27 protein-coding genes are annotated in these 20,098 nt (G+C 32.1%); 11 read left to right on the forward strand and 16 right to left on the reverse strand.

The annotated features are described in order from the left end of the window. Positions 1–32 precede the first annotated feature (32 nt). From IEV10_RS06975 to IEV10_RS07015, 9 genes are all read right to left on the reverse strand, one after another. Positions 33–1,343, reverse strand: coding sequence for a DUF819 family protein (locus tag IEV10_RS06975; protein WP_188373956.1), 1,311 nt, complete (start codon positions 1,341–1,343; stop codon positions 33–35). 61 nt (positions 1,344–1,404) lie between these two features. Next, a complete protein-coding gene (locus tag IEV10_RS06980) occupies positions 1,405–1,572 on the reverse strand; it encodes a type II toxin-antitoxin system antitoxin (RefSeq protein ID WP_188373957.1) in 168 nt (55 codons plus the stop codon). Positions 1,573–1,575: 3 nt separating this feature from the next. Next, positions 1,576–2,076: a DUF1648 domain-containing protein gene (locus IEV10_RS06985; protein ID WP_188373958.1), complete on the reverse strand. Its 501-nt coding sequence runs from the start codon at positions 2,074–2,076 to the stop codon at positions 1,576–1,578. 3 nt (positions 2,077–2,079) lie between these two features. After that, positions 2,080–2,238, reverse strand: a complete 159-nt coding sequence (locus IEV10_RS06990; RefSeq protein ID WP_188373959.1) for a DUF4177 domain-containing protein — start codon at positions 2,236–2,238, stop codon at positions 2,080–2,082. A gap of 2 nt (positions 2,239–2,240) precedes the next feature. Continuing rightward, a complete protein-coding gene (locus tag IEV10_RS06995; RefSeq protein ID WP_188373960.1) occupies positions 2,241–2,723 on the reverse strand; it encodes a hypothetical protein in 483 nt (160 codons plus the stop codon). Next, positions 2,710–2,898, reverse strand: a complete 189-nt coding sequence (locus IEV10_RS07000) for a hypothetical protein (protein WP_188373961.1) — start codon at positions 2,896–2,898, stop codon at positions 2,710–2,712. The genes IEV10_RS06995 and IEV10_RS07000 overlap by 14 nt, the downstream gene beginning before the upstream one ends. Before the next feature lie 2 nt (positions 2,899–2,900). Beyond that, entirely contained in the window at positions 2,901–3,761 is an 861-nt protein-coding gene (locus IEV10_RS07005) for an SPFH domain-containing protein (RefSeq protein WP_188373962.1), read from the reverse strand. A gap of 295 nt (positions 3,762–4,056) precedes the next feature. Further along, positions 4,057–4,986: an alpha/beta hydrolase gene (locus IEV10_RS07010; RefSeq protein ID WP_188373963.1), complete on the reverse strand. Its 930-nt coding sequence runs from the start codon at positions 4,984–4,986 to the stop codon at positions 4,057–4,059. Positions 4,987–5,342: 356 nt separating this feature from the next. After that, positions 5,343–5,948, reverse strand: a complete 606-nt coding sequence (locus IEV10_RS07015) for an alpha-ketoglutarate-dependent dioxygenase AlkB family protein (protein ID WP_188373964.1) — start codon at positions 5,946–5,948, stop codon at positions 5,343–5,345. Between the two features lie 26 nt (positions 5,949–5,974). Here IEV10_RS07015 and IEV10_RS07020 point away from each other — a divergent pair, with 26 nt between their 5' ends. After that, on the forward strand, positions 5,975–6,661 hold the full coding sequence (locus tag IEV10_RS07020) for a M15 family metallopeptidase (protein ID WP_188373965.1): 687 nt from the start codon (positions 5,975–5,977) through the stop codon (positions 6,659–6,661). Between the two features lies 1 nt (position 6,662). Here IEV10_RS07020 and IEV10_RS07025 read toward each other — a convergent pair whose 3' ends face one another. From IEV10_RS07025 to IEV10_RS07035, 3 genes are all read right to left on the reverse strand, one after another. Beyond that, the gene (locus IEV10_RS07025; protein WP_188373966.1) at positions 6,663–6,830 is read right to left on the reverse strand and encodes a hypothetical protein; all 168 of its coding nucleotides are present in this window, start codon (positions 6,828–6,830) and stop codon (positions 6,663–6,665) included. An 11-nt stretch (positions 6,831–6,841) separates the two neighbouring features. Further along, positions 6,842–7,831: a hypothetical protein gene (locus IEV10_RS07030; protein ID WP_188373967.1), complete on the reverse strand. Its 990-nt coding sequence runs from the start codon at positions 7,829–7,831 to the stop codon at positions 6,842–6,844. 131 nt (positions 7,832–7,962) lie between these two features. Further along, on the reverse strand, positions 7,963–8,301 hold the full coding sequence (locus tag IEV10_RS07035) for a DUF6249 domain-containing protein (RefSeq protein ID WP_188373968.1): 339 nt from the start codon (positions 8,299–8,301) through the stop codon (positions 7,963–7,965). A gap of 142 nt (positions 8,302–8,443) precedes the next feature. Between IEV10_RS07035 and IEV10_RS07040 the strand changes: the two genes are divergently transcribed. Beyond that, positions 8,444–9,028: an RNA polymerase sigma factor gene (locus IEV10_RS07040; protein WP_188373969.1), complete on the forward strand. Its 585-nt coding sequence runs from the start codon at positions 8,444–8,446 to the stop codon at positions 9,026–9,028. Then, on the forward strand, positions 9,012–9,416 hold the full coding sequence (locus IEV10_RS07045) for a hypothetical protein (RefSeq protein ID WP_188373970.1): 405 nt from the start codon (positions 9,012–9,014) through the stop codon (positions 9,414–9,416). Before IEV10_RS07040 ends, IEV10_RS07045 begins: the two co-directional genes overlap by 17 nt. Here the strand turns inward: IEV10_RS07045 and IEV10_RS07050 are convergent. Beyond that, positions 9,413–10,738, reverse strand: coding sequence for a hypothetical protein (locus tag IEV10_RS07050; protein WP_188373971.1), 1,326 nt, complete (start codon positions 10,736–10,738; stop codon positions 9,413–9,415). The two genes, IEV10_RS07045 and IEV10_RS07050, sit on opposite strands and share 4 nt — an antisense overlap. 124 nt (positions 10,739–10,862) lie before the next feature. Here IEV10_RS07050 and IEV10_RS07055 point away from each other — a divergent pair, with 124 nt between their 5' ends. Genes IEV10_RS07055 through IEV10_RS07070 form a run of 4 tightly spaced genes read left to right on the forward strand, consistent with a single transcriptional unit; the run spans position 10,863 to position 13,699 of the window. Beyond that, positions 10,863–11,411, forward strand: a complete 549-nt coding sequence (locus tag IEV10_RS07055; protein WP_188373972.1) for an RNA polymerase sigma factor — start codon at positions 10,863–10,865, stop codon at positions 11,409–11,411. Further along, entirely contained in the window at positions 11,395–11,910 is a 516-nt protein-coding gene (locus IEV10_RS07060) for a hypothetical protein (RefSeq protein WP_188373973.1), read from the forward strand. Before IEV10_RS07055 ends, IEV10_RS07060 begins: the two co-directional genes overlap by 17 nt. Before the next feature lie 13 nt (positions 11,911–11,923). After that, on the forward strand, positions 11,924–13,057 hold the full coding sequence (locus IEV10_RS07065) for a hypothetical protein (protein ID WP_229719617.1): 1,134 nt from the start codon (positions 11,924–11,926) through the stop codon (positions 13,055–13,057). Between the two features lie 3 nt (positions 13,058–13,060). Beyond that, a complete protein-coding gene (locus tag IEV10_RS07070; protein ID WP_188373975.1) occupies positions 13,061–13,699 on the forward strand; it encodes a hypothetical protein in 639 nt (212 codons plus the stop codon). Positions 13,700–13,757: 58 nt separating this feature from the next. On the opposite strand, the gene IEV10_RS07075 is transcribed toward IEV10_RS07070, so the two are convergent. From IEV10_RS07075 to IEV10_RS07085, 3 genes are all read right to left on the reverse strand, one after another. After that, on the reverse strand, positions 13,758–14,993 hold the full coding sequence (locus tag IEV10_RS07075; RefSeq protein WP_188373976.1) for a DEAD/DEAH box helicase: 1,236 nt from the start codon (positions 14,991–14,993) through the stop codon (positions 13,758–13,760). Positions 14,994–15,083: 90 nt separating this feature from the next. Further along, the gene (locus IEV10_RS07080) at positions 15,084–15,857 is read right to left on the reverse strand and encodes an anti-sigma factor (protein WP_188373977.1); all 774 of its coding nucleotides are present in this window, start codon (positions 15,855–15,857) and stop codon (positions 15,084–15,086) included. A gap of 2 nt (positions 15,858–15,859) precedes the next feature. Further along, positions 15,860–16,414, reverse strand: a complete 555-nt coding sequence (locus IEV10_RS07085; RefSeq protein WP_188373978.1) for an RNA polymerase sigma factor — start codon at positions 16,412–16,414, stop codon at positions 15,860–15,862. 136 nt (positions 16,415–16,550) lie between these two features. Here IEV10_RS07085 and IEV10_RS07090 point away from each other — a divergent pair, with 136 nt between their 5' ends. The 4 genes from IEV10_RS07090 (at position 16,551) to IEV10_RS07105 (ending at position 20,096) form a co-directional block, all read left to right on the forward strand. After that, positions 16,551–17,063: a fasciclin domain-containing protein gene (locus IEV10_RS07090; RefSeq protein WP_188373979.1), complete on the forward strand. Its 513-nt coding sequence runs from the start codon at positions 16,551–16,553 to the stop codon at positions 17,061–17,063. A gap of 169 nt (positions 17,064–17,232) precedes the next feature. Beyond that, positions 17,233–17,769 (forward strand): nucleotide exchange factor GrpE, encoded by a 537-nt coding sequence (locus IEV10_RS07095; protein WP_188373980.1) that lies wholly within the window; start codon positions 17,233–17,235, stop codon positions 17,767–17,769. A gap of 30 nt (positions 17,770–17,799) precedes the next feature. Next, on the forward strand, positions 17,800–18,915 hold the full coding sequence (dnaJ, locus tag IEV10_RS07100) for a molecular chaperone DnaJ (RefSeq protein WP_188373981.1): 1,116 nt from the start codon (positions 17,800–17,802) through the stop codon (positions 18,913–18,915). Positions 18,916–19,169: 254 nt separating this feature from the next. After that, positions 19,170–20,096, forward strand: a complete 927-nt coding sequence (locus IEV10_RS07105) for an ABC transporter ATP-binding protein (protein ID WP_188373982.1) — start codon at positions 19,170–19,172, stop codon at positions 20,094–20,096. Positions 20,097–20,098: the final 2 nt, after the last annotated feature.

Here is a 20,098-nt window from a genome sequence, read left to right on the forward strand (position 1 = left end):
TCGGCAAATATCTAATATTCATTTTACAAATGCTAACCACCAGCGGCTATTTGCATTAAAATTGTACAACCAATAGCAGCAATGGTTCCTACGGCATAACCAAACACTGCTAAAAGAACACCAACGGTAGCTAAGGATGGATGAAAAGCCGATGCCACAATAGGTGCAGAGGCTGCACCACCGACATTGGCTTGACTGCCTACCGCTAAGAAAAAGTAAGGTGCTTTAATAAGTTTTGCAACTCCAATAAGTAACAGCGCATGTATGGACATCCATACGATACCAATAAGTATGAGTCCTGCGTTATCAAAAATTAAGCTTAAATCCATTTTCATACCAATAGTAGCCACAAGGATGTAAATAAATACGCTACCAAATTTACTAGCGCCAGCACCTTCGTAATTTTTGGCTTTTGTGTATGATAAACCTATGGCTATTAGTGTAGCAACACTAATCATCCAAAAGAATTTTGACCCTAAAAATGTAAATATATTTCTTGTTGTTGGGTTTTCTATTTTACCCACAAGCGTATCAAAATACGGCGCTAAATAATCTGAAGATAAATGCGCAATGCTCACAGCTCCAAATGCTAGAGCTGCTATAATCATAATGTCTGTTAATGATGGATTCCGTTTTACACTCTCAGAAAAACTAGACACTTTTTCCTTTAATTCTTCAATAGAAGATGTGTCTGCTTTTAGCCATTTATTGATTCGGTTTCGTTTTCCAATACCTATTAAAATGATAGCCATCCAAATATTGGCAACAACAATATCTACAAATACCATGGCGCCATAAGATTTTGGATTGTATTGGTATATTTCTAGCATTGCAGTTTGGTTAGCACCACCACCAATCCAACTTCCTGCTAGTGTAGATAGGCCACGCCATACGGCATCAACACCTATGCCTCCAACAGTTTCAGGAGAAAAAGTTGCAATCAACAATATAGCTATTGGTCCACCAATAATGATACCTATAGTTCCTGTAAAAAACATGACTAAAGCTTTCCATCCTAAATTAAAAACAGCTTTTAGGTCTATACTCAAGGTCATTAAAACAAGAGCTGCTGGTAACAAGTATCTACTGGCCATATAATAGAGACTTGAACTTTCTTTTATGGTTTCTCCTGTTGCGGAAGTAGTTTCCCAATCTGGAGCAATTAAGCCTGTTGTGGTTAATACAGCAGGAACCATGTATGCCATAAATAAGCCTGGAACAATTTTATAAAATTTGCTCCAAAATCCTGTTTTTATTGATTCTGTGTAAAAAACAAAACCTAATGATAGCATTAGGAGTCCAAAAGCAATAGCGTCGTTAGTAATTAAAGGTGTATTTTCCATTTAATAGTTAGTTTGTTTTGCAAAATACAAAAATAGAAACATAAAAAAAGTGACTGTAAAGTCACTCTTTGCTTTTTTGTTTGGGTTGACGTTTGTGTTCCTTGAGGTATTGCATGAGCATCCATTCTATTTGACCATTGGTACTACGGAACTCGTCCGCAGCCCATTTTTCAATAGCCTTAAGCATGTCTTCATTAATCCGTAATGCAAATGCCTTTTTCTTTGCCATGATTTATTTATTCTTTTTTTGATATATAATTATTACGACTACCAGTAGTAAACATGCACCAACAACTATAAATGGAAACCCAACTCCTAAACTTGAAGCGTTCTGTTGCGCTCCAACTATGATTTTGTAACTAATATATGCAAACAATAAAGTGCATAAAAAATTAACGATACGTAAAACCCTAGTGCTAAAACGGTATTGTTTTAAAGCATTTTCTTTAGTAATATTTACTGTGTAATTATGCAAGTGCGGAAATCTACTAAGTGCTAGCATACCTAAATACATTACTGTAGCGAGGCTTGGTAAAAACCAAAGAAATAACTTTTTGCTATAGCCATCAGGTTCTCCTGATGCATTGAAATGCGATGGAATACTATCTGGTAGGTTTCCATATTCAATAATAACATGGCACCACATCAAGATTAAAATTGCAATACTTGCTAGCTCTATAACAATATCTAATGTTTCAAAAGGAACTTTTATTTTTGGTCTATCGTTTTTCACGTCTTATCTGTTTTTATCTCGCTCTAGAATCACCATTGCTGAGTTTGGTACAATATGTTTTACTTCCCAGCCTTCTCTTGCATATTGATTCAATATATCTTCATATTTCTGTATTCTGTTTTTTAATCCAAGTTTTGGATGTACAACTTTATATTCTTTCATTTTTAAATGTATTTTATAATAACTCTTGAGTTTCGTTTTTTGATGGCTTCTATAAGAGGTTCTATCTGATTTTCAAGCTTTCTAAAGCTCATTTTTTTCTCTCGTTTCTTATTTGTTATAAGAGTTAACTCGTGCTCAAAATCATCTTCACTATCAACTTCAATACTTGTAATATCTACTATTTCTATATGGTTTTGCCATTGATGTCTAAATATTAAATAAATAATAATGTAGACAACAAATAGTAAACCGAGCCCTTGTATGCCAATAGAAATGTAATCTGCTATTTTTTCAGAAAAACCATTGATTAACTTTCTGATAATGTTACCGGTCAAAACCACTCCAATAACGATGAGCCATCCGTTACTTTTGCTGAATAATTCATTTTTTATTCGCTTGCCTTTTTTATCAATGATGTTGATTTGATTATTAGATATTTCCAGATATCTATCCACCAATACAAAACGCTCTTTAGACTTCGTCATCACTCTTTTCTGTCTTAAAAACAACCAATGCCAAAACAACTCCTATAATGGTACCTATTAAGGAACCATAAATTAAACTCATAGGTATATCTCCTGAAACAGCACCTATGGTAGTGCCAATACTTGTTCCCATGGCACTACCTATTGCTATACTATATATTTGATTTTTATTCATAATTAATGACTTAAAGTTCCTGTATTAACTACTGGAGAAGCGTCTTTATCACCACATAGTACGACCATAAGATTACTAACCATAGCTGCTTTGCGTTCTTCATCTAAGTCCACAACGTCATTTTTGTTTAATTCTTCAATAGCCATTTCGACCATACTTACGGCACCTTCTACAATTTTGTGTCTTGCAGCAACAATAGCAGTAGCTTGTTGACGCTTAAGCATCGCGTTTGCAATTTCTTGCGCATATGCTAGATAGCCAATACGTGCTTCGAGAACTTCAATTCCTGCAATAGAAAGACGCTCATCAATTTCTTTTTCTAAGGCATTACTTACTTCATTGACACTAGAACGAAGTGTAATGTCTTCGGCATGACCCTCATCCGCAAAATTATCGTATGGATACATACTAGCTAATTTACGTACAGCAGCATCAGTTTGAACACGGACAAAGTTTTCGTAGTTATCCACATCAAAAGCAGCTTTATATGTATTTTGAACTCGCCAAACTAATATGGTACTAATCATAACTGGGTTTCCTAATTTGTCATTTACTTTTAAGCGCTCACTATCGAAATTACTTGCGCGTAATGATATTTTCTTTTTGGTATAAAAAGGATTTACCCAGTAGTAGCCGTTCTTTTTAATTGTACCTACGTACTTTCCAAATAATAATAATACACGAGAGCCATTAGGTTGTACCATTACAAAGCCAAAAGCCATTATTAGGGATAAGAAAATAGTAATACCTGGCCAAGGTGTTTTAAGGGCAATAATTGTTGCAATACTTCCAAAAAACAATACTAAGAATATAAACAGCATAAAATAGCCATTAGCTGGAACAATGATTTTCTCTTCTTTCATAATTTTAAATTTAATTGGTTAATCATTTATATTGATATTAAAATGATATCATAAAGATATAATTTAAAATATTAGTAACCAAATAATATTTTTTGTTACACTAAATTTATTTTTTATTCAAAATAAAGTTTGGCACGGCATTTGTATTTAGTAAAGTGTAATGAAAAATGCGAAAGTCGGCTGGTTACCGACATACTACAAAAGCTATCATTACGATTGGTTGGTTAGTTAGTAAAAAAGCCGTTTCTTTTAGAAACGGCTTTTTTAATTATAGATATGAGGTGATGTGATGTTCTTACTGTTTAATAAAATTAACGATTTCATTAATTAATTCTGGATTGATCTCTCTAAAAGACTCGTTGTAAGATTTAGAATTTTCAAGTTTATCACCTTCTATAGTAAACAATACATGGTTCATGTTCTCTATAATTTTTAATTCTGCTTTCTTATTTGCATTAGCAAGTAGTTTTGCTTCTTCTACAGAAACTTGTAAATCTTTTGTGCCATTAATGACAAGTATTGGTATGTTTAAGTTTGCAATAATTTCAGTTGGATTATAGGCCATCCAAGACATCATGAATGGTTGTGTTTCCATATTAAACATAGCACCAAGAGCCGGAGGAAAGTCTGTAGTGGTCTTTCCAGATTTTAAAGTCTTAACCACACGTTTAGTGTCTTCTGCAAATTGTCTAGCTGTATTATTGATTTGATCAACAATAACATCACCAATATTTTGTCCAGCACCAGCAAGTGATATAAAACCATCAATATTCTCTTCGGCAGCTAACATGCCTACCAAGCTTCCTTGGCTATGACCAATAAGATATATTTTTGAAAACTGATTTTTTTCTTTAAAATAATTGATTATAGATTTTGCATCATTGACAAAATCTTCAAAACGCATGTCTTTTACATTTACCTTTCCGCGTTTTATTTGTTTCACAATGCGTTTATCATATCTAAACGAGGCAATGTTGTTATTGGCTAATTGATTAGCAAGTTTTTTTAGATTATTACTTTTTAAAAAATTTTGATTACCATTTCGGTTTGTAGGTCCGGAGCCTGCGATTATAATAGCTAGATTTGGTTTAGATGAGTTTTCTGGTATTACTAAGCTTCCATCTATTAAATCTGTAATGCTAATTTCTTCTTCTGTATAAGTTTTATCTTGTGTAAAAACTGTGGTAGAAATAAAAAGCAGCAGTGTACATAAAATCGTTTTCATACGAGGTTTTTCTTTTATAACGCAAAGTTAATTTTAAAATTTTATAAAAAGCTTTTAGCGATTCTTATATCATGATTTATGAATTTATAGTATTTAATATAATGTATTTTAACGGTGAAATAGTGTTTTTAATGGGTAAATGTTAAAATTTAGTGTATTTCATCGATAAATATAGTTTTTAATCGTTATAATCAAAATACGCTTTTATATTTGTTGTGTACTAAATTAGTTTTTAGTTCAATGGATTAATTAATTAAATATTTGCATTATGTTGTTGGCTTAGGAATCCCGAATCTACCGGCATAAAATCAAAGCAAATTAGAAAAGTCGAGATTGAGGGATCTCGACTTTTTATTTTATATACTTATTAAGTTTCTAAATGTAAGATTAATTCGTTCTCCAATGTCCTTTTTTGTTTTTGCTATTTGATGCAACCAATGTTTTTGCATAAGACCTTTCATAACTAAAAGGCTTCCATGCTCAAGCATAACCTTATGACGCTGATCTTTAAGTGTTCTATGCTTAAAGTGAAAAGGTCTTTCTTCTCCAAAAGTTACAGATGCAATTATTGGTTGTTTGCCTAATTTTTTTTCGTTATCGGCATGCCAACCATTGCTATCGTTCCCATTTCTGTATAGATTTAGTAAAACGGTATTAAATTTATGCTGAGCTAGTACTTCTACTCGCTGTTTTATGACTGAAATTTCTTCAGGATAAGGCTGAGAATGCATTGTAATGCTTGAATATGAATAAGATGTGTCAGTATTACTGTAAAGTGCGGTTAGTCTTGGTTGCTTATAAGTTTTACCAAATACGGTGATATCATCTTCTTGCCAATTGGTATTTTTTAATAATGTATTAAAATACATATCAGACTCTGATTTTGAAAAACAGTTTTTAATATATACCAAATGTGCATCAGGTAAATGAAACTCTTGTTTTTCCTCAGAAAATAAATTCATAAATAATTTTATCTAAATTAGCTACCATGAAGCTTTACAAAAATAGTGTATTTCTATTGTTAATAGTATTCTGTTTGTACGGGATGCAACAAAAAAATAGTATCCCAGATGGTTTTATAAACGTGTCTAAGGTTATTCCAGATTTAAATATTGAGTTACGTTATTATTCAATCAATAATTTTGTTGGAGATACAATTGATGGCTACAAATCCAATGCCCTATACCTTACAAAAGCTTCTGCTAAGCATTTAAAACTAGTACAAGACGAATTACAAAAGCAAAACCTATGTCTTAAGGTATATGACGGTTATCGTCCGCAACGCGCTGTCAATCATTTTGTGCGTTGGGCAAAAAAAGTTAATGATACATTAAAGAAAGCGGAGTTTTATCCTAATGTTGATAAGCGTCACTTATTTAAAGAGGGTTACATCGCTAGCAAATCTGGTCATAGTCGTGGTAGTACAGTAGATTTAACTATTGTTAGTGGTGAAACAGGAATGCCTTTAGATATGGGAAGTCCTTATGATTTTTTTGGTGAGCAATCTTGGGTAAATTACCAAAATATTACGGATAAGCAAAAACAAAATCGTCAATTGCTACAAACTGTAATGCAAAAGCATGGTTTTAGAAACTACCCAAAAGAATGGTGGCATTTTACACTTCGAGGAGAACCGTTTTCAGATACTTATTTTGATTTTGAGATTGTGGATTAGTTTATTTTCTATTTCGTTTTAGGTGAATAAAAACACCAAAAAGATTAACCAGAAGCGCAATAGGAATTAAGTAAGTGACTGCCTTTTCCGTTTTTGCTTGGTAAATGATTATTCCGGCAAGCATTATAATTCCAACTAATGCAATAATTAAACCTGTTTTATCTTTCATATCTAGTTAGTTTAGTCTTTAAAAACGTGTAAATCTATACCAATACCGTAATTGTTAAGACCCTTTTTTAGTAGTGTGGATTTAAAACCATTACCTTGCTTAAAAGCTAGCCAATCATTACTATTAATAAAGACACGTTTTACAAACGTTCTGTCAGTTTCAATTTTATTAGTAAAAGGTAAAAGCGGTCTAAAATTTGTTGGGATTTTGACCATGCCGTTTCTACCTTTAATTTCTTTATATTTTTTATTAGGTAATAATTTACCATTTTCATCAGTATACCCTAAAACTTGCAACGCTATAAAAATACCGTTTTCTGGTACTAATATATTTTGTTCTGTAATGTCCAATTCATGGTAATCACCATCCTTTTCGGTAGCTCTAAAAACAATAGTTTCTGTATTTAGATTTTTACCAGGCTTACCATTTGTATTGTTATATATATTAACCTTAAACAAGGTCGAAAAACGCTTTTTTATTTTATTTGAACGCTTACGGTTTTTCCAATCTTTAGATTCTAAGGCTATTGGGAATTTTAGTTTTGCAATACGTTTTAGTTTATCATCCTGATTGGGAAAATACACAGCAATTTCTGACTCTATAGTAGGTAACCAGCATTTGTAATAGTCGTCATCGAGATAAGGCTTTAGGCCTTCAGTTTTGTATTTTTTGTTTTTGGTTTTATCTAATCTTACACCAATTATGACTTCATCTAGTTCATCGGCTTGAGGCTGTAAAAAAAGTTGAGGTTTTATGTTTTCTGATGAAAGGACTAAATCTTTATAGCCTAATGCAGAAATAAAAAGTGAATCGATATCTGGATATAGCTTTTTTGTAAAAACAAAAATACCTTCATCATCAGCCACAATACCATTACCATTTCCAAAAGATATAGAGGCATAAGATACAGGAAGCTTAGATTCGGAATCTTTGATAGAAATCTGCGCATAACTTTTAAAGGCTAATGCAAAAATGATAATGAGGTTAAATGTTTTCAACATGAATTAAAGATACATTTTTTGCTCAATAATCGAGAGGTGAAATGGTTTAACTACTATTTCAGATTTAGAATCAAAAAAAAAGCCGTTATCATAATTATTGATAACGGCTTTTTAATAGGGTTGATTGATTGTTACTTGTCTAAAGCTTTTCTTGTCTGTGTAAACCCCACATAAAGACCAATACCAGCCATTAAGAATATCATTGCAGGATATACAGCTTCATCATCTAGGCTAGAATAGGTGTCTAAAATATTGGCAATAAAAACACCAAGACCTATACCCATTAATAAGAATGCTAAGTTTATAACTATAACCTTCCAAGAAGACCCTGCTCTTTTTCCTATATTAAAAATACTTGCATCTGCGCCTTTTTCTATAAGGGCTAAGCGTTCTTTGTTTCTCGAAGAAAAGTATAAGTAAAATACGCCAAATATTGACCCGAAAATTATTGCTAAAATTGCTACTTCCATAATGTGTTTTTTTAATTGATTATTTTTATTTATTCACAGCTTATGACGACACGCTTTTCATTTAGGTTACAATTTTTTTTAAAAAAATATTTTTCAACCATTTATGTAACCTCATATGTAAAATAATCGTCTTAAATAAAAAATGACCATCAACGACGACCAAATAATAGAAGCTATACAAAGCGGAGAAGCTAAAGCTTATGGGCAATTAGTAGACCGTTATAAGGACTTGGTGTATACATTGGCGTTAAGAATGTTAAAACATAGAGAAGAAGCAGAAGAGGTCGCACAAGATGTATTTATAAAGGTTTTTAAGTCCTTAGATAAGTTTAAAGGTGATTCTAAATTTTCGACATGGATTTATAGAGTGACTTATAACACATGCCTAGATAATATAAAGAAGAATAAGAAACATCTTAATGATGTAGCTATAGACGAATACACCTTTAATAAATTAGACACTATAGATAATGCTTTAGATAATATTATTAAAGAAGAGAAAAATGTTTTAATAAAAAATTGCATTAATAAATTACCAGAAGATAGTAGCGCATTACTAACTTTGTTTTATTTTGAAGAGTTATCTTTAGAGGAGATATCCAAGATTATTAATGTTGAAGCTAATACTGTGAAGGTGAAACTTTTTAGAGCCCGAAAAAAATTAGCAGTAATTTTAGAACAGTATTTGCAACCTCAAAACAGAATGAATTATGGAACAGGACAATAAAAAGATAGAAGGTTTAGTAAATAAATTAATGACTGCTGATAGTTTAGAGAAAGCCCCTTTAGATTTTACAGATAAAGTAATGGCTAGAGTAGAAGCATTATCAGATTCAAAATCTATTGCTTATAAGCCTTTAATTCCAAAATATTTATGGTGGTTTATAGCGTCAAGTTTTATAGCGCTATTGTGTTATTTTCTCTTTAAAGAACCAACAGGTGATACCAGTTTTTTAGAGAAATTTAATTTACCAGATATTTCATTTAATCCTTTAGATAATCTGTCATTCGAGCCATCTAATACTTTAATGTATGCCGTAGTTTTATTTGCGATAATGTTTAGTATTCAGATACCAATATTGAAGCAGTATTTTAATAAGCGACTAGAGTATTAGTCTGGATAATACCAAAAAGGTATTTTTCTAATGCCAAAATATACGGTGTCGTTATCTCTATTCAGCCCCATTCTTTTGAATTCTAATATGTGCTTACCCTCAGATAGATTTTTAGTTGATAAGTAGGTTTCAAACCCTAAAGTTCCCTTCTTAGTATGGCTGACTATAAAATCCGATTTTACAACTGAAGTGTCTATTTTGGTGTAATAAATTTTATTGAAGGTAGATAGATACTCACGCCTTAAACTATCTCGATTAGTAATGCGATTATTACCATTAATTACAATAATGTCCGTATCTAGTCCACGAATATCTTTTTTAGGTTTTAAACCTTCATTAAAAGAAAAGATTCTATTTTCGATACGTTCAGAATAAGGCACAAATACTTTTATATAATTGTCTTTTATAACCCTGGATTGAATAACTACATTATCTACAAATCCCGATTTTTCATCTAATAAATCTTCATAATTTTCTCTATTCGCTATGTAATCGTTAGAATTATTTTCTGTGCTGAAGTAATTGGAAAAATTATAATGCAGAGAAAAAGAGATTGCAATAATTATAAATAACGGAAAGAGTAGCATACTAAAACGTCGTCCAAACTTGTTGTCTAAAAAATTATAGACTATTGGTCTGTATAAAAAGGATAAGGTAATAAAGCTAAACACCCAATAAAAAGGGAAGTATATTTTGGCTAACCATTTCTTTTTCTTCAAGAAACCTTGAGTTATAAAATCGATAAAGGTGAGTAGCATTCCAATAACCATAAATATCATCAAAGGAACTCCAAAACCAATTGATAGCCATTCTGGTAACCAATCACTGCCAATAAAGTTACTGCCAATAGAACCGATAGTGATTATTATAAAAGTCATGGCTAAAACATAAAAAATCAAAAGAAAAGAGGCTGCAAAAATAATACTGCAATAATTTTCTAATGTAGCTATATATTTATCAAAAGACCCAACTCTTTTTTTTAGGTATTTGGTAAACTTTTGACCATAGTTTAGTTCTTCATAATCTATTTCTCCAGAAACATAACGTAAACCTAATGCTCCAATCCATAAGCCTCTTAATAAAACATGAATTAATAGACTAAATATTAATATAATACAAGAAATTCTTGTCACTGTAAATACAGCTCTTTTATACTCTTGACCGGTTGCTACAGCTTCATTATAGTATGTAATAATTGGTTCATAGGCAGTGAAAAGTCCAAAAATTGCAAAACCAGAAATAAGTAATTCTAACTGCCAGCTTTCTTCTTGTAATTTCTCTAAAAGCTTTTTAAAGGCGGGATTATTATAATCTTTACTCATTAGTTAGCGGATTTATTAAAGCATAAAATTAATCATATTGAGATTAAATTTCTATTTTTTCAATTCATTTTGAAACTCTCAGGTTTTTTTATCGTTTTTAGAGATAGAGAATCTAACACATCGAATGCAAAACAAAACCAATACACTTATTAATGCATGCAAACGTGGCAATCAAAAAGCGCAGATGCAAATTTATGACAGCTATTGTGATGCAATGTATAATGTAGCATGTAGATATTTAAATAATAAAGAAGACTCAAAAGATGCTATGCAAGAAGCATTTTTAAAAGCATTTTTGAATATTGATAAGTATAAATCTACTTCGACATTTGGAGCTTGGTTAAAGCGTATTGTAATCAATCACTGTATAGATGCTTTAAAGAAGCAGCAATTTCAGGCTGAATCTTTAGAAACAGAAAACCTGCAAATAGTTGATGATACTAATTGGCAGTTTGATATGTCAATTACAAAAAAACAGATTGAGAATGCTATAGAAACACTACCAGAAAAATATAGATTGGTGATTACACTTTACCTAATAGAAGGTTATGATCATGAAGAGATATCAGAAATATTAGATATAGCCATAAAGACATCTAGAACGCAATTAAGACGCGCTAAACAAAAATTACAAGACCTCTTAAAAACACAATATAATGAAGCGAGATATTAGAGAGTTATTTAGTACAGAAGAAGACATAAAACACGAATTATCACCTAATCATCGTGAAGAATTCTTAAGCAAGCTTAATGCTAATGAGTCGCCAAAGCTTAATAAGATGTTTTGGTTAAAAATAGCAGCTGTTTTTGTTGTAACACTATCAGTGGCATATTTTGTTTTTGATAGAGAGGACGCCGAAGACGTATCTCCGCTTGTAGCGCAAATTGAAGCTGTAGAGGCAGAATATTTAGATAATATTCATGCAGAATGGATAAACTTTGTTGCAGCAACTAATGACGAAAATTTAGTAAAGCGTTATGAGCAAAAACTTACAGATTTAGACAAAGATTATCAAGAAATTTCTGAAGCATTTAAATCAGATACAAATAACATTTTAGTAGTAGAATTACTAATTGCCAATTTGCAAACACGTCTAGAGTTATTAAAGGATATCCAAGAACATATAAAAATACTAAATCAAAAAAACGAACATAATGAGAGTACAATCTAAACTTTTTATACTGATGCTCATCACATCAGTAACAGGCTTTGCACAGCGCCACAGTGTCATCAATAAAAGCTTTGAAGTAAATAAGGGAACAACAGCAATATTTAATATCGATTATACTGCAGTTGCTATAGAGGAATCTACTGATGGAAAAATTCATTTTAACTATACTTTGGAGTTCGAAGGTTATTCGAAGAAAAAAATTCAAAAGAAAATTGAAGACTTAAATGTTGAGGTTAGCAATTCTGAAAATCATATTACACTTAATGTCAATGTTAAATCATTTCTACCAAAAGTAGATATTGAATACAATGATAAAGGCGGGCATGTTTTTTATAAATACAAAGAGAAAACAGAGGCAGACTCAGTAGTACAAAAGTCAAAAGATTCACTTATAAGATTTATAAATACTAGAAATAGGGTATATAAGTCACCTTTAAAATTTATAAATAACAAATTCAAAAAAATAACAAAAGATGGTAAGTATATTGATGTGAAAGGTTCTAATATGATTAGAAGTCAGTTTGTTATCAAAATACCGCCTTATGTAAAATTAACCATCAACGGAAAGCAGTCTAAATTTTTCTTCAGAAATGATTTAAGAAATGAACTGTCGATTGACTTAAAAGGCGGTTACATAAGAGCAAAGAAGCTTTTAAATGAGTATAATAATGTAAAAATTAAAAACGGTGATTTTGAAGCTACTGCTATTACTGGAGGAAATTATATGTTTAATAAAATCGGAAAATCGTATATAGGAAGTGTACAAAACACAAAATTTTCAACAGAGTTTTCAGATATAGAAATTGGAGAGATTGGAGAGAATGTAACCATTACAGATTTTAATAGCGAGTATTATTTCTATAATTGGGCTAAGAATTTTAAGCGTTTTAATGTGTATTCAGAATATTCCAAAATCCATTTTTTCTATCCTAAAGATGATCACAGTTTTAAGGTGTTTGGAAATAATACTAAGAATTTTGTTGGTAAGTATGAAATAAATATGCAGCCTACAAAAAAAGGAGAGAAATATAATATGATGGAGCGTAAGCCAAAAGGTCAAGGTCATTTTGCTGGCGAAATCTTCTTTGATATTATCCATGGTATCATCTACTCTCATAACGATTCAATAATCAAAATCAATAAATAAATCATGAAGAAATTACAAATATTAGCTGTTGCATTAATTTGCTTCAGCGGTTTAACTGCGCAACAAAGTTTAAAATATGTAAATGAGTCAGATGGCCTTAAAATGGAAACTGATTATTCGTCAGATGATGAAGAGATACGTGACATCTTAAGTTTTGAAGGTATCGATTATATGAAGTTAAAGTTTGAAGATGAAGGCTTAAAAGGAAAATCCTATAAGTTAACAGTCAAAGAAATTTGGGATGGTAAAGTAACCTCAGAATCTACAGTATTTGATAGTAAAAAATTAGGCCTTCCAGAATTTGAAACACTGTCAGAAGCTGAACTTAAATTCAGATTAATAGCTAAGCGAACTAATGATAATAAGTTAAAAATGACATTCAAATTTCCAAGATTTAGTATTACAAGACAATATGATGCATTAAAGTCGGATGATTATAGTTTAAGAAATATTGCTCATGAAAGTAATTTAGAATTAAAGTATGATGAAGAATTCTATCTTTTCGCTTACATATTGCCTTACAAAAGAGAAGATGGTTCAAAATCTTGGTGCGAAGTTGGTACAGCAGGAAAAGATCTAGAAAATTGGGGTAAACGTTTTAGAATAGAACATTATTTATTATTCGAAATGAAGTTTGAGTAAATTAATCATTAGCGGTCTTGATTCTAAAGTCTAATAGAGAAGCGGTCTTATATCTATTTTAATACCACCGCTTCTTTTTCTTTTTAGAACCTTCGCCTTTGCGTCCTTTTTTGTATTTGCTGCCTTTCTTTTTATGAACTATAGGTCTTGCTTTTGGGTCTAAAGGATAAGGGTGAATATCTTCTATAGGAATCTGAACATTAATTGATTCTTGTATCTTTTTTATATAAGTTTTCTCATCAGCAGAGCATAACGAATACGCAGTACCAATATTACCAGCACGACCAGTCCGACCAATTCTATGAACATAAGTTTCAGGAATATTTGGTAAATCAAAATTTACGACAGCATCAAGCTCATTAATATCAATACCACGAGCAGCTACATCAGTCGCAATTAGGATATTTACATACCCATTTTTAAATTTATTTAAAGCAGTTTGTCTATCACTTTGATTTTTGTCACCATGAATACTGTCTACTTTATAACCATTTTTGAGCAGTGTTTTTTCAAGTTTATCAACACCAAATTTTGTGCGTCTAAAAATTAAGATGCTTCCCTTTATGGTATTTCTGAGTAAGTGGAGGCAAAGCTCAATTTTATGTCGTTTAGGAACGTAATATAATATTTGACTGATATCACTAGCAATAGACTTGCTTGGTGTAACGTCAATACGCTGAGGTTCGTTTAAAATAGAATTTGCTAATTGTTCAACTTTATAAGGAATCGTAGCTGAAAATAATAAGGTTTGTTTGGTCTCAGGACATAGACGCTCAATCTTTTTTACGTCGTCAATAAAGCCCATATCTAACATTAAATCGGCTTCATCTAAAACTAGAGTTTCTATGTAATCAAGATTAACATAATCTTGTTTGTGTAAATCAAGCAGTCGTCCAGGTGTGGCAATTAAAATATCTACACCCTTTTTTAAAATATCTATTTGTGGTTCAATTGAAGTGCCTCCAAATATAACTGTTGAACGTAAGTTAGTATACTTGGCATAGGTTTTAAAGTTGTTATTAATTTGCACAGCAAGTTCTCGAGTAGGACTTATAATTAAAGCACGTACTTTTTTACCGCGTTTAGGTGCATCTTGTTTGTCAAATAATAACTGTAAAATAGGTAATGCAAAACTCGCGGTCTTTCCAGTTCCTGTTTGGGCAGAAGCAATAACATCTTTTTTCTCTAAAATAGATGGAATGCAACGCTGCTGAATTAATGTTGGCTCATCATAACCAGAGTCTGCAACAGCACGTAAAAGTGGTTTTATAATGTGTAAGTCTTTAAATGACATGTGTAAATATTTACCACAAAGGTAGTTTAAAAACAATGTATTAATCAGTCAGGTTTATTTTAGTTAGAAAAATGCTTTGAGAGCAATTCACTAATCCAAATACACATTAGAAATAAGTCGCTCAACAGTTGGGTGGTCATTTCCGCCAAGAGGTTCAATAGTAATATTAAGTGATTCGGCATCGTCAATATAAGTCATGGCCATAAGTTTAGCATCTTTTGGGATGACGCCCATATTAATCATTTCACCATCCACGTCTGCCCACATTTGGTAGTCGTGTTCAGCGTCTAAATTAGGTAGTTTCTGAGCGTTAATAATCACAGATTTATTTCTGTGATTCACAAAACTTACAATTTTTGCTTCTGGAGCTAATGCATTTCCTTTTAAGATATATTGTTCTGCGTCCGGATTTGATAGTGCTGCATACCATTTAGAGACTTCATCATAGTTTTTGGTAATTCCGTCAAGGTCTTTTTGTAAAGCTTCATTCTGGTCACCAACAATTCTCAAATCTTCTTTTACAGTATTTAATTCAGAGTACAACCAAATAGAACCTAATAAAAAGAAAGCAGCAAAACTTGCAGCTATACCCAACCAAGTTCTTGAATTGTTACTGTCTTTAGGTGAAATTTGAGCATCTGCTATTTTAATTTTAGATAATAATCCAGATTTTACTGAATCAGGAGGAAGAATAGCGTTCTCAATTGCTAATTCTTCAAAACTAGATTCTATGTCTTCTAATTTTGCTTTTAATTCAGCATCAGACTTAAGCAATTTTTCTATTACTTCGTTTTGTTTAGCATCTAATTCACCAAGCACATATTGCTCTAATAAACCATTTTCAAGTAGTTCTTTTTTTGTCATCATCACATTACATCAATCATTAGCAACAAAACCACAACAATCTTGGTATACGTATTACGAAGCTGTTTTAGAGCTTGCTGTATGTAAGACTTAAACGTGCCTAAAGGTACATCCATCTGGGCATGTGCCTCGCGATGTGTTAATCCTTTAAAATAAACTAATTCTATTGCTTTCTGGTGATGAGCGTCTAGTTTAGTTATGGCACCATTCAATTCTAAAAAATTGCGGTTTATTGTTTCAGGTTCCTCTTTGTTTTCATATACACTTAAATCATCTGTTTGGATGAGTATATCATTCTTTCTTAGATAATTTAACACTTTGTTTTTTACAATTCTATAAGCCCAAGTATAAAATCGTCCCTTTTCAGGATTATACTGGTGGGATTTATCCCATATAGTAATAAAGGTTTCTTGTAGCAAATCTTGAGACAAAGCTTCATCTCTTGTCATTTTTATAATAACACTGTATAACGCACCAGAGTATTTGTCATAAAGCAGAGATAGTGCACGCTCTTCTTTAGCTTGAAGTTGTTTTATAAGTAAAGCGTCGTCTTGCATTTGTGTTAAAAATTTGCCAAAAGTAAATGCCTGCTCATCCAGAGCAAACATAGCTGTGTAAATATAATTGAAAGCACATCAAAAACTAAAAAAAGTGCCAAAAACATTTAACCAAAACATTTTAAAACAAGAAATTATGAAAAAGTTAGTATTTATTTTTACAACAGTAGTAGCATTAACATTTAGTACAGCAGCAACTGCTCAAAAAACAATTGTCGATGTCGCAGTTGGTAATAAAGATTTCTCTACACTAGTAACTGCATTAAAAGCGGCAGATTTAGTATCTGCTTTGCAAGGCGATGGGCCATTCACAGTATTTGCGCCTACAAATGCAGCTTTTGGAAAAATTGACAAAGCTACTTTAGGAAGTTTACTTAAGCCAGAAAATAAAAAGGCATTGGCAAACATCTTAACATACCATGTTGTACCATCAAAATTAATGGCTAGTGATGTTGTTGCAGCATTAAAAAAAGGCAAGGGTAAAGTAGAAGTAAAAGGTCTTAATGGTCAAGTATTGACAGTAATGTCTAAAAAAGGAAAAATTTGGATTAAAGACCAAAACGGGAATTACAGTGAGATTGTAGCGACAGATGTAAAGGCAGACAATGGAGTGATCCACGTAATTGACACAGTGGTAATGCCTAAATAAATGAATTAGGAAAACTGCTATGAAGAAGAAAAGCACTTGCTGAAAAGCAGGTGCTTTTTTAATGGATTTTATTTTGATAAAAAAATACCTGTGACATTTTGACATTTTCTGAATATTGGCAGTACTTTTGCCATCTGTAAATCGAAGATTTAAATACAAGTCTAAAATAATGGGCAAAAAAGATAAAGACCAAGAGGTAGAAGAACCTCAAATCGAAGCAACTGAAACAGAAACTGTTGAAGAAGAAACACTAACTGTTGAAGAGCAACTGCAAGAAGACCTAGCAAAAGAGAAAGATAAATTTATGCGTCTTTTTGCAGAGTTCGAAAATTATAAAAAACGTACCACAAAGGAACGTATAGAGCTATTTAAAACAGCAAGCCAAGATGTTATGTTATCTGTACTTCCTGTGCTAGATGATTTTGAACGTGCATTAATGCATATTGAAGAAGACAAAGAAGCTGAGGAATTGCGCAAAGGTGTGCTATTAATTTACAATAAATTAATTACAACTTTAGAGCAAAAAGGTTTGTCTAAGATAGAGGTTAATCAAGGTGATGTTTTTAATGCGGATGACCATGAAGCTGTAACGCAGATACCTGCACCAAATGATGACTTAAAAGGAAAAATTATAGATGTTGTTGAGCGAGGTTACAAACTTGGTGATAAAGTTATCCGTTTTCCAAAAGTAGTTATTGGACAATAATAAAACATATCCGATTTGTCGGGCAATAGTATGAAAGAAGATTTTTACGACATATTAGGCGTTTCTAAAGACGCGTCTGCAGCCGAAATTAAAAAAGCATATCGTAAGATGGCTTTAAGATATCATCCAGATAAAAACCCTGATGATAAAGAAGCTGAAGAAAAGTTTAAAAAAGCAGCAGAAGCTTACGAAGTCTTAAGTGATGCAGATAAAAAAGCACGCTATGATCAATTTGGTCACCAGGCCTTTGAGGGTGCTGGTGGTTTTGGCGGTGGTGGTATGAATATGGATGACATATTCAGTCAGTTTGGAGATATTTTTGGCGGTGCTTTTGGTGGTGGCGGTTTTGGCGGAGGCTTTGGCAGCGGCGGTCGTAGAGTTGTTAAAGGAAGTAACCTGCGTATACGTGTTAAACTTACTTTGGAAGATGTAGCTAATGGTGTAGAAAAAAAGATAAAAGTTAAGCGTAAAGTACAGGCTGAAGGTGTGACTTATAAAACATGTAGTACTTGTAATGGTCAAGGTCAAGTGACGCGAGTTACGAATACAATTTTAGGTCGCATGCAAACAGCATCAGCCTGCCCTACATGTGGAGGCGCTGGACAAAGTATTGATAAGCGTCCTGATGGCTCAGATGCTCAAGGTCTAATATCTAAAGAAGAAACTGTAAGCGTAAAAATACCTGCTGGTGTTGTAGATGGCATGCAGCTAAAGGTTACTGGTAAAGGGAATTCTGCACCAGGAAATGGGATTGCAGGAGATTTATTAGTTGCCATACAAGAGGAAAATCACGAAACTTTAAAAAGAGAAGGTGATAATTTACACTATGATTTGTATGTAAGCTTGCCTGATGCAGTTTTAGGTTCGTCTATGGAGATAGATACAGTTTCTGGTAAAGTGCGTATTAAAATTGAACCTGGTGTACAATCAGGGAAAATATTAAGATTAAGAGGTAAAGGTATAACAAGTATCAATGGCTATGGAAAGGGAGACCTTTTAGTACATGTTAATGTATGGACACCAAAAACTTTGAACAAAAAACAAAAAGAATTTTTCGAAACTATGAGAGAAGATGAACATTTTCAACCAAAACCTGAAAGTTCAGATAAGTCATTTTTTGAGAAAGTTAAGGATATGTTTTCTTAAAACCTTCTCTCTATTTCGTAAAAAAGACTATATTTGAATTATCGCTAATGCTAATTGGCGATAATTTTTCTTTTTCATAGCAATTTTTTCCCATCCTTATTTAATTATAAGGGTGGGTTTTGTTTTTTTAACAACGCCAATTTTGAAGCACTTAGGGTGTTTTGTTTAATTAAAGATATATCAGCAAATTACTTAGTATTCCGTACAACATTTAATATATTTACCAACCTAACCAAAAAATCAAAGTATTTTTTATGAGTGAACTGTTGGTGGCTAATGCTGTTTCCAAAGATTTTGGAGATTTTAGAGCCTTAAACAAAGTGTCTATTGCTGTACCTAAAGGCAGCATTTTTGGTTTATTAGGACCAAATGGCGCAGGTAAAACAACATTAATAAGAATAATCAATCAGATAACTATGCCAGATGAAGGCAGTGTTTTACTCGATGGGCATCCTTTAAAGCAAGAACATATAAGAGATATTGGTTATTTGCCGGAGGAACGTGGTTTGTATAAATCCATGAGAGTTGGAGAACAAGCATTATATCTTGCTCAACTTAAAGGCATGTCTAAGTCTGAGGCTAAAAATCAATTAAAATATTGGTTTGATAAGTTTGAAATTAGCGACTGGTGGAACAAGAAAATACAAGAACTCAGTAAAGGTCAAGCTCAAAAAATACAATTTATAGTTACCGTTTTGCATCGCCCAAAATTGCTCATTTTTGATGAACCTTTTTCAGGTTTTGACCCTATAAATGCAAACCTCATTAAAGATGAAATACTAAAGCTTCGGGAAGAAGGAGCAACAGTCATTTTTTCGACCCATCGTATGGAATCTGTAGAAGAGCTTTGTGATCATATTGCATTAATTCATAAATCCAATAAAGTTTTAGATGGAAACCTAATTGATATTAAGCGACAGTTTAAATCCAGCACTTTTGAAGTTGGATTGCAATCTAATAATAGCAAGGTTGTAATTGAAGAGATTAAAAATAAGTTTGATGTTTTACCGGCAACATTTAAAAATGTTTATGACGATGTTAAGCTTAATGTAAAAATCACACCTGAGACTTCACCTAATGATTTACTATCATTCTTGACCTCAAAAGCTGAGGTACACCATTTTGTAGAAGTTATTCCTTCTTCTAATGATATTTTTATTCAAACTGTAAAAAACAATTAGGA

The organism is Winogradskyella haliclonae (assembly GCF_014635865.1).
GTDB lineage: Bacteria > Bacteroidota > Bacteroidia > Flavobacteriales > Flavobacteriaceae > Winogradskyella > Winogradskyella haliclonae.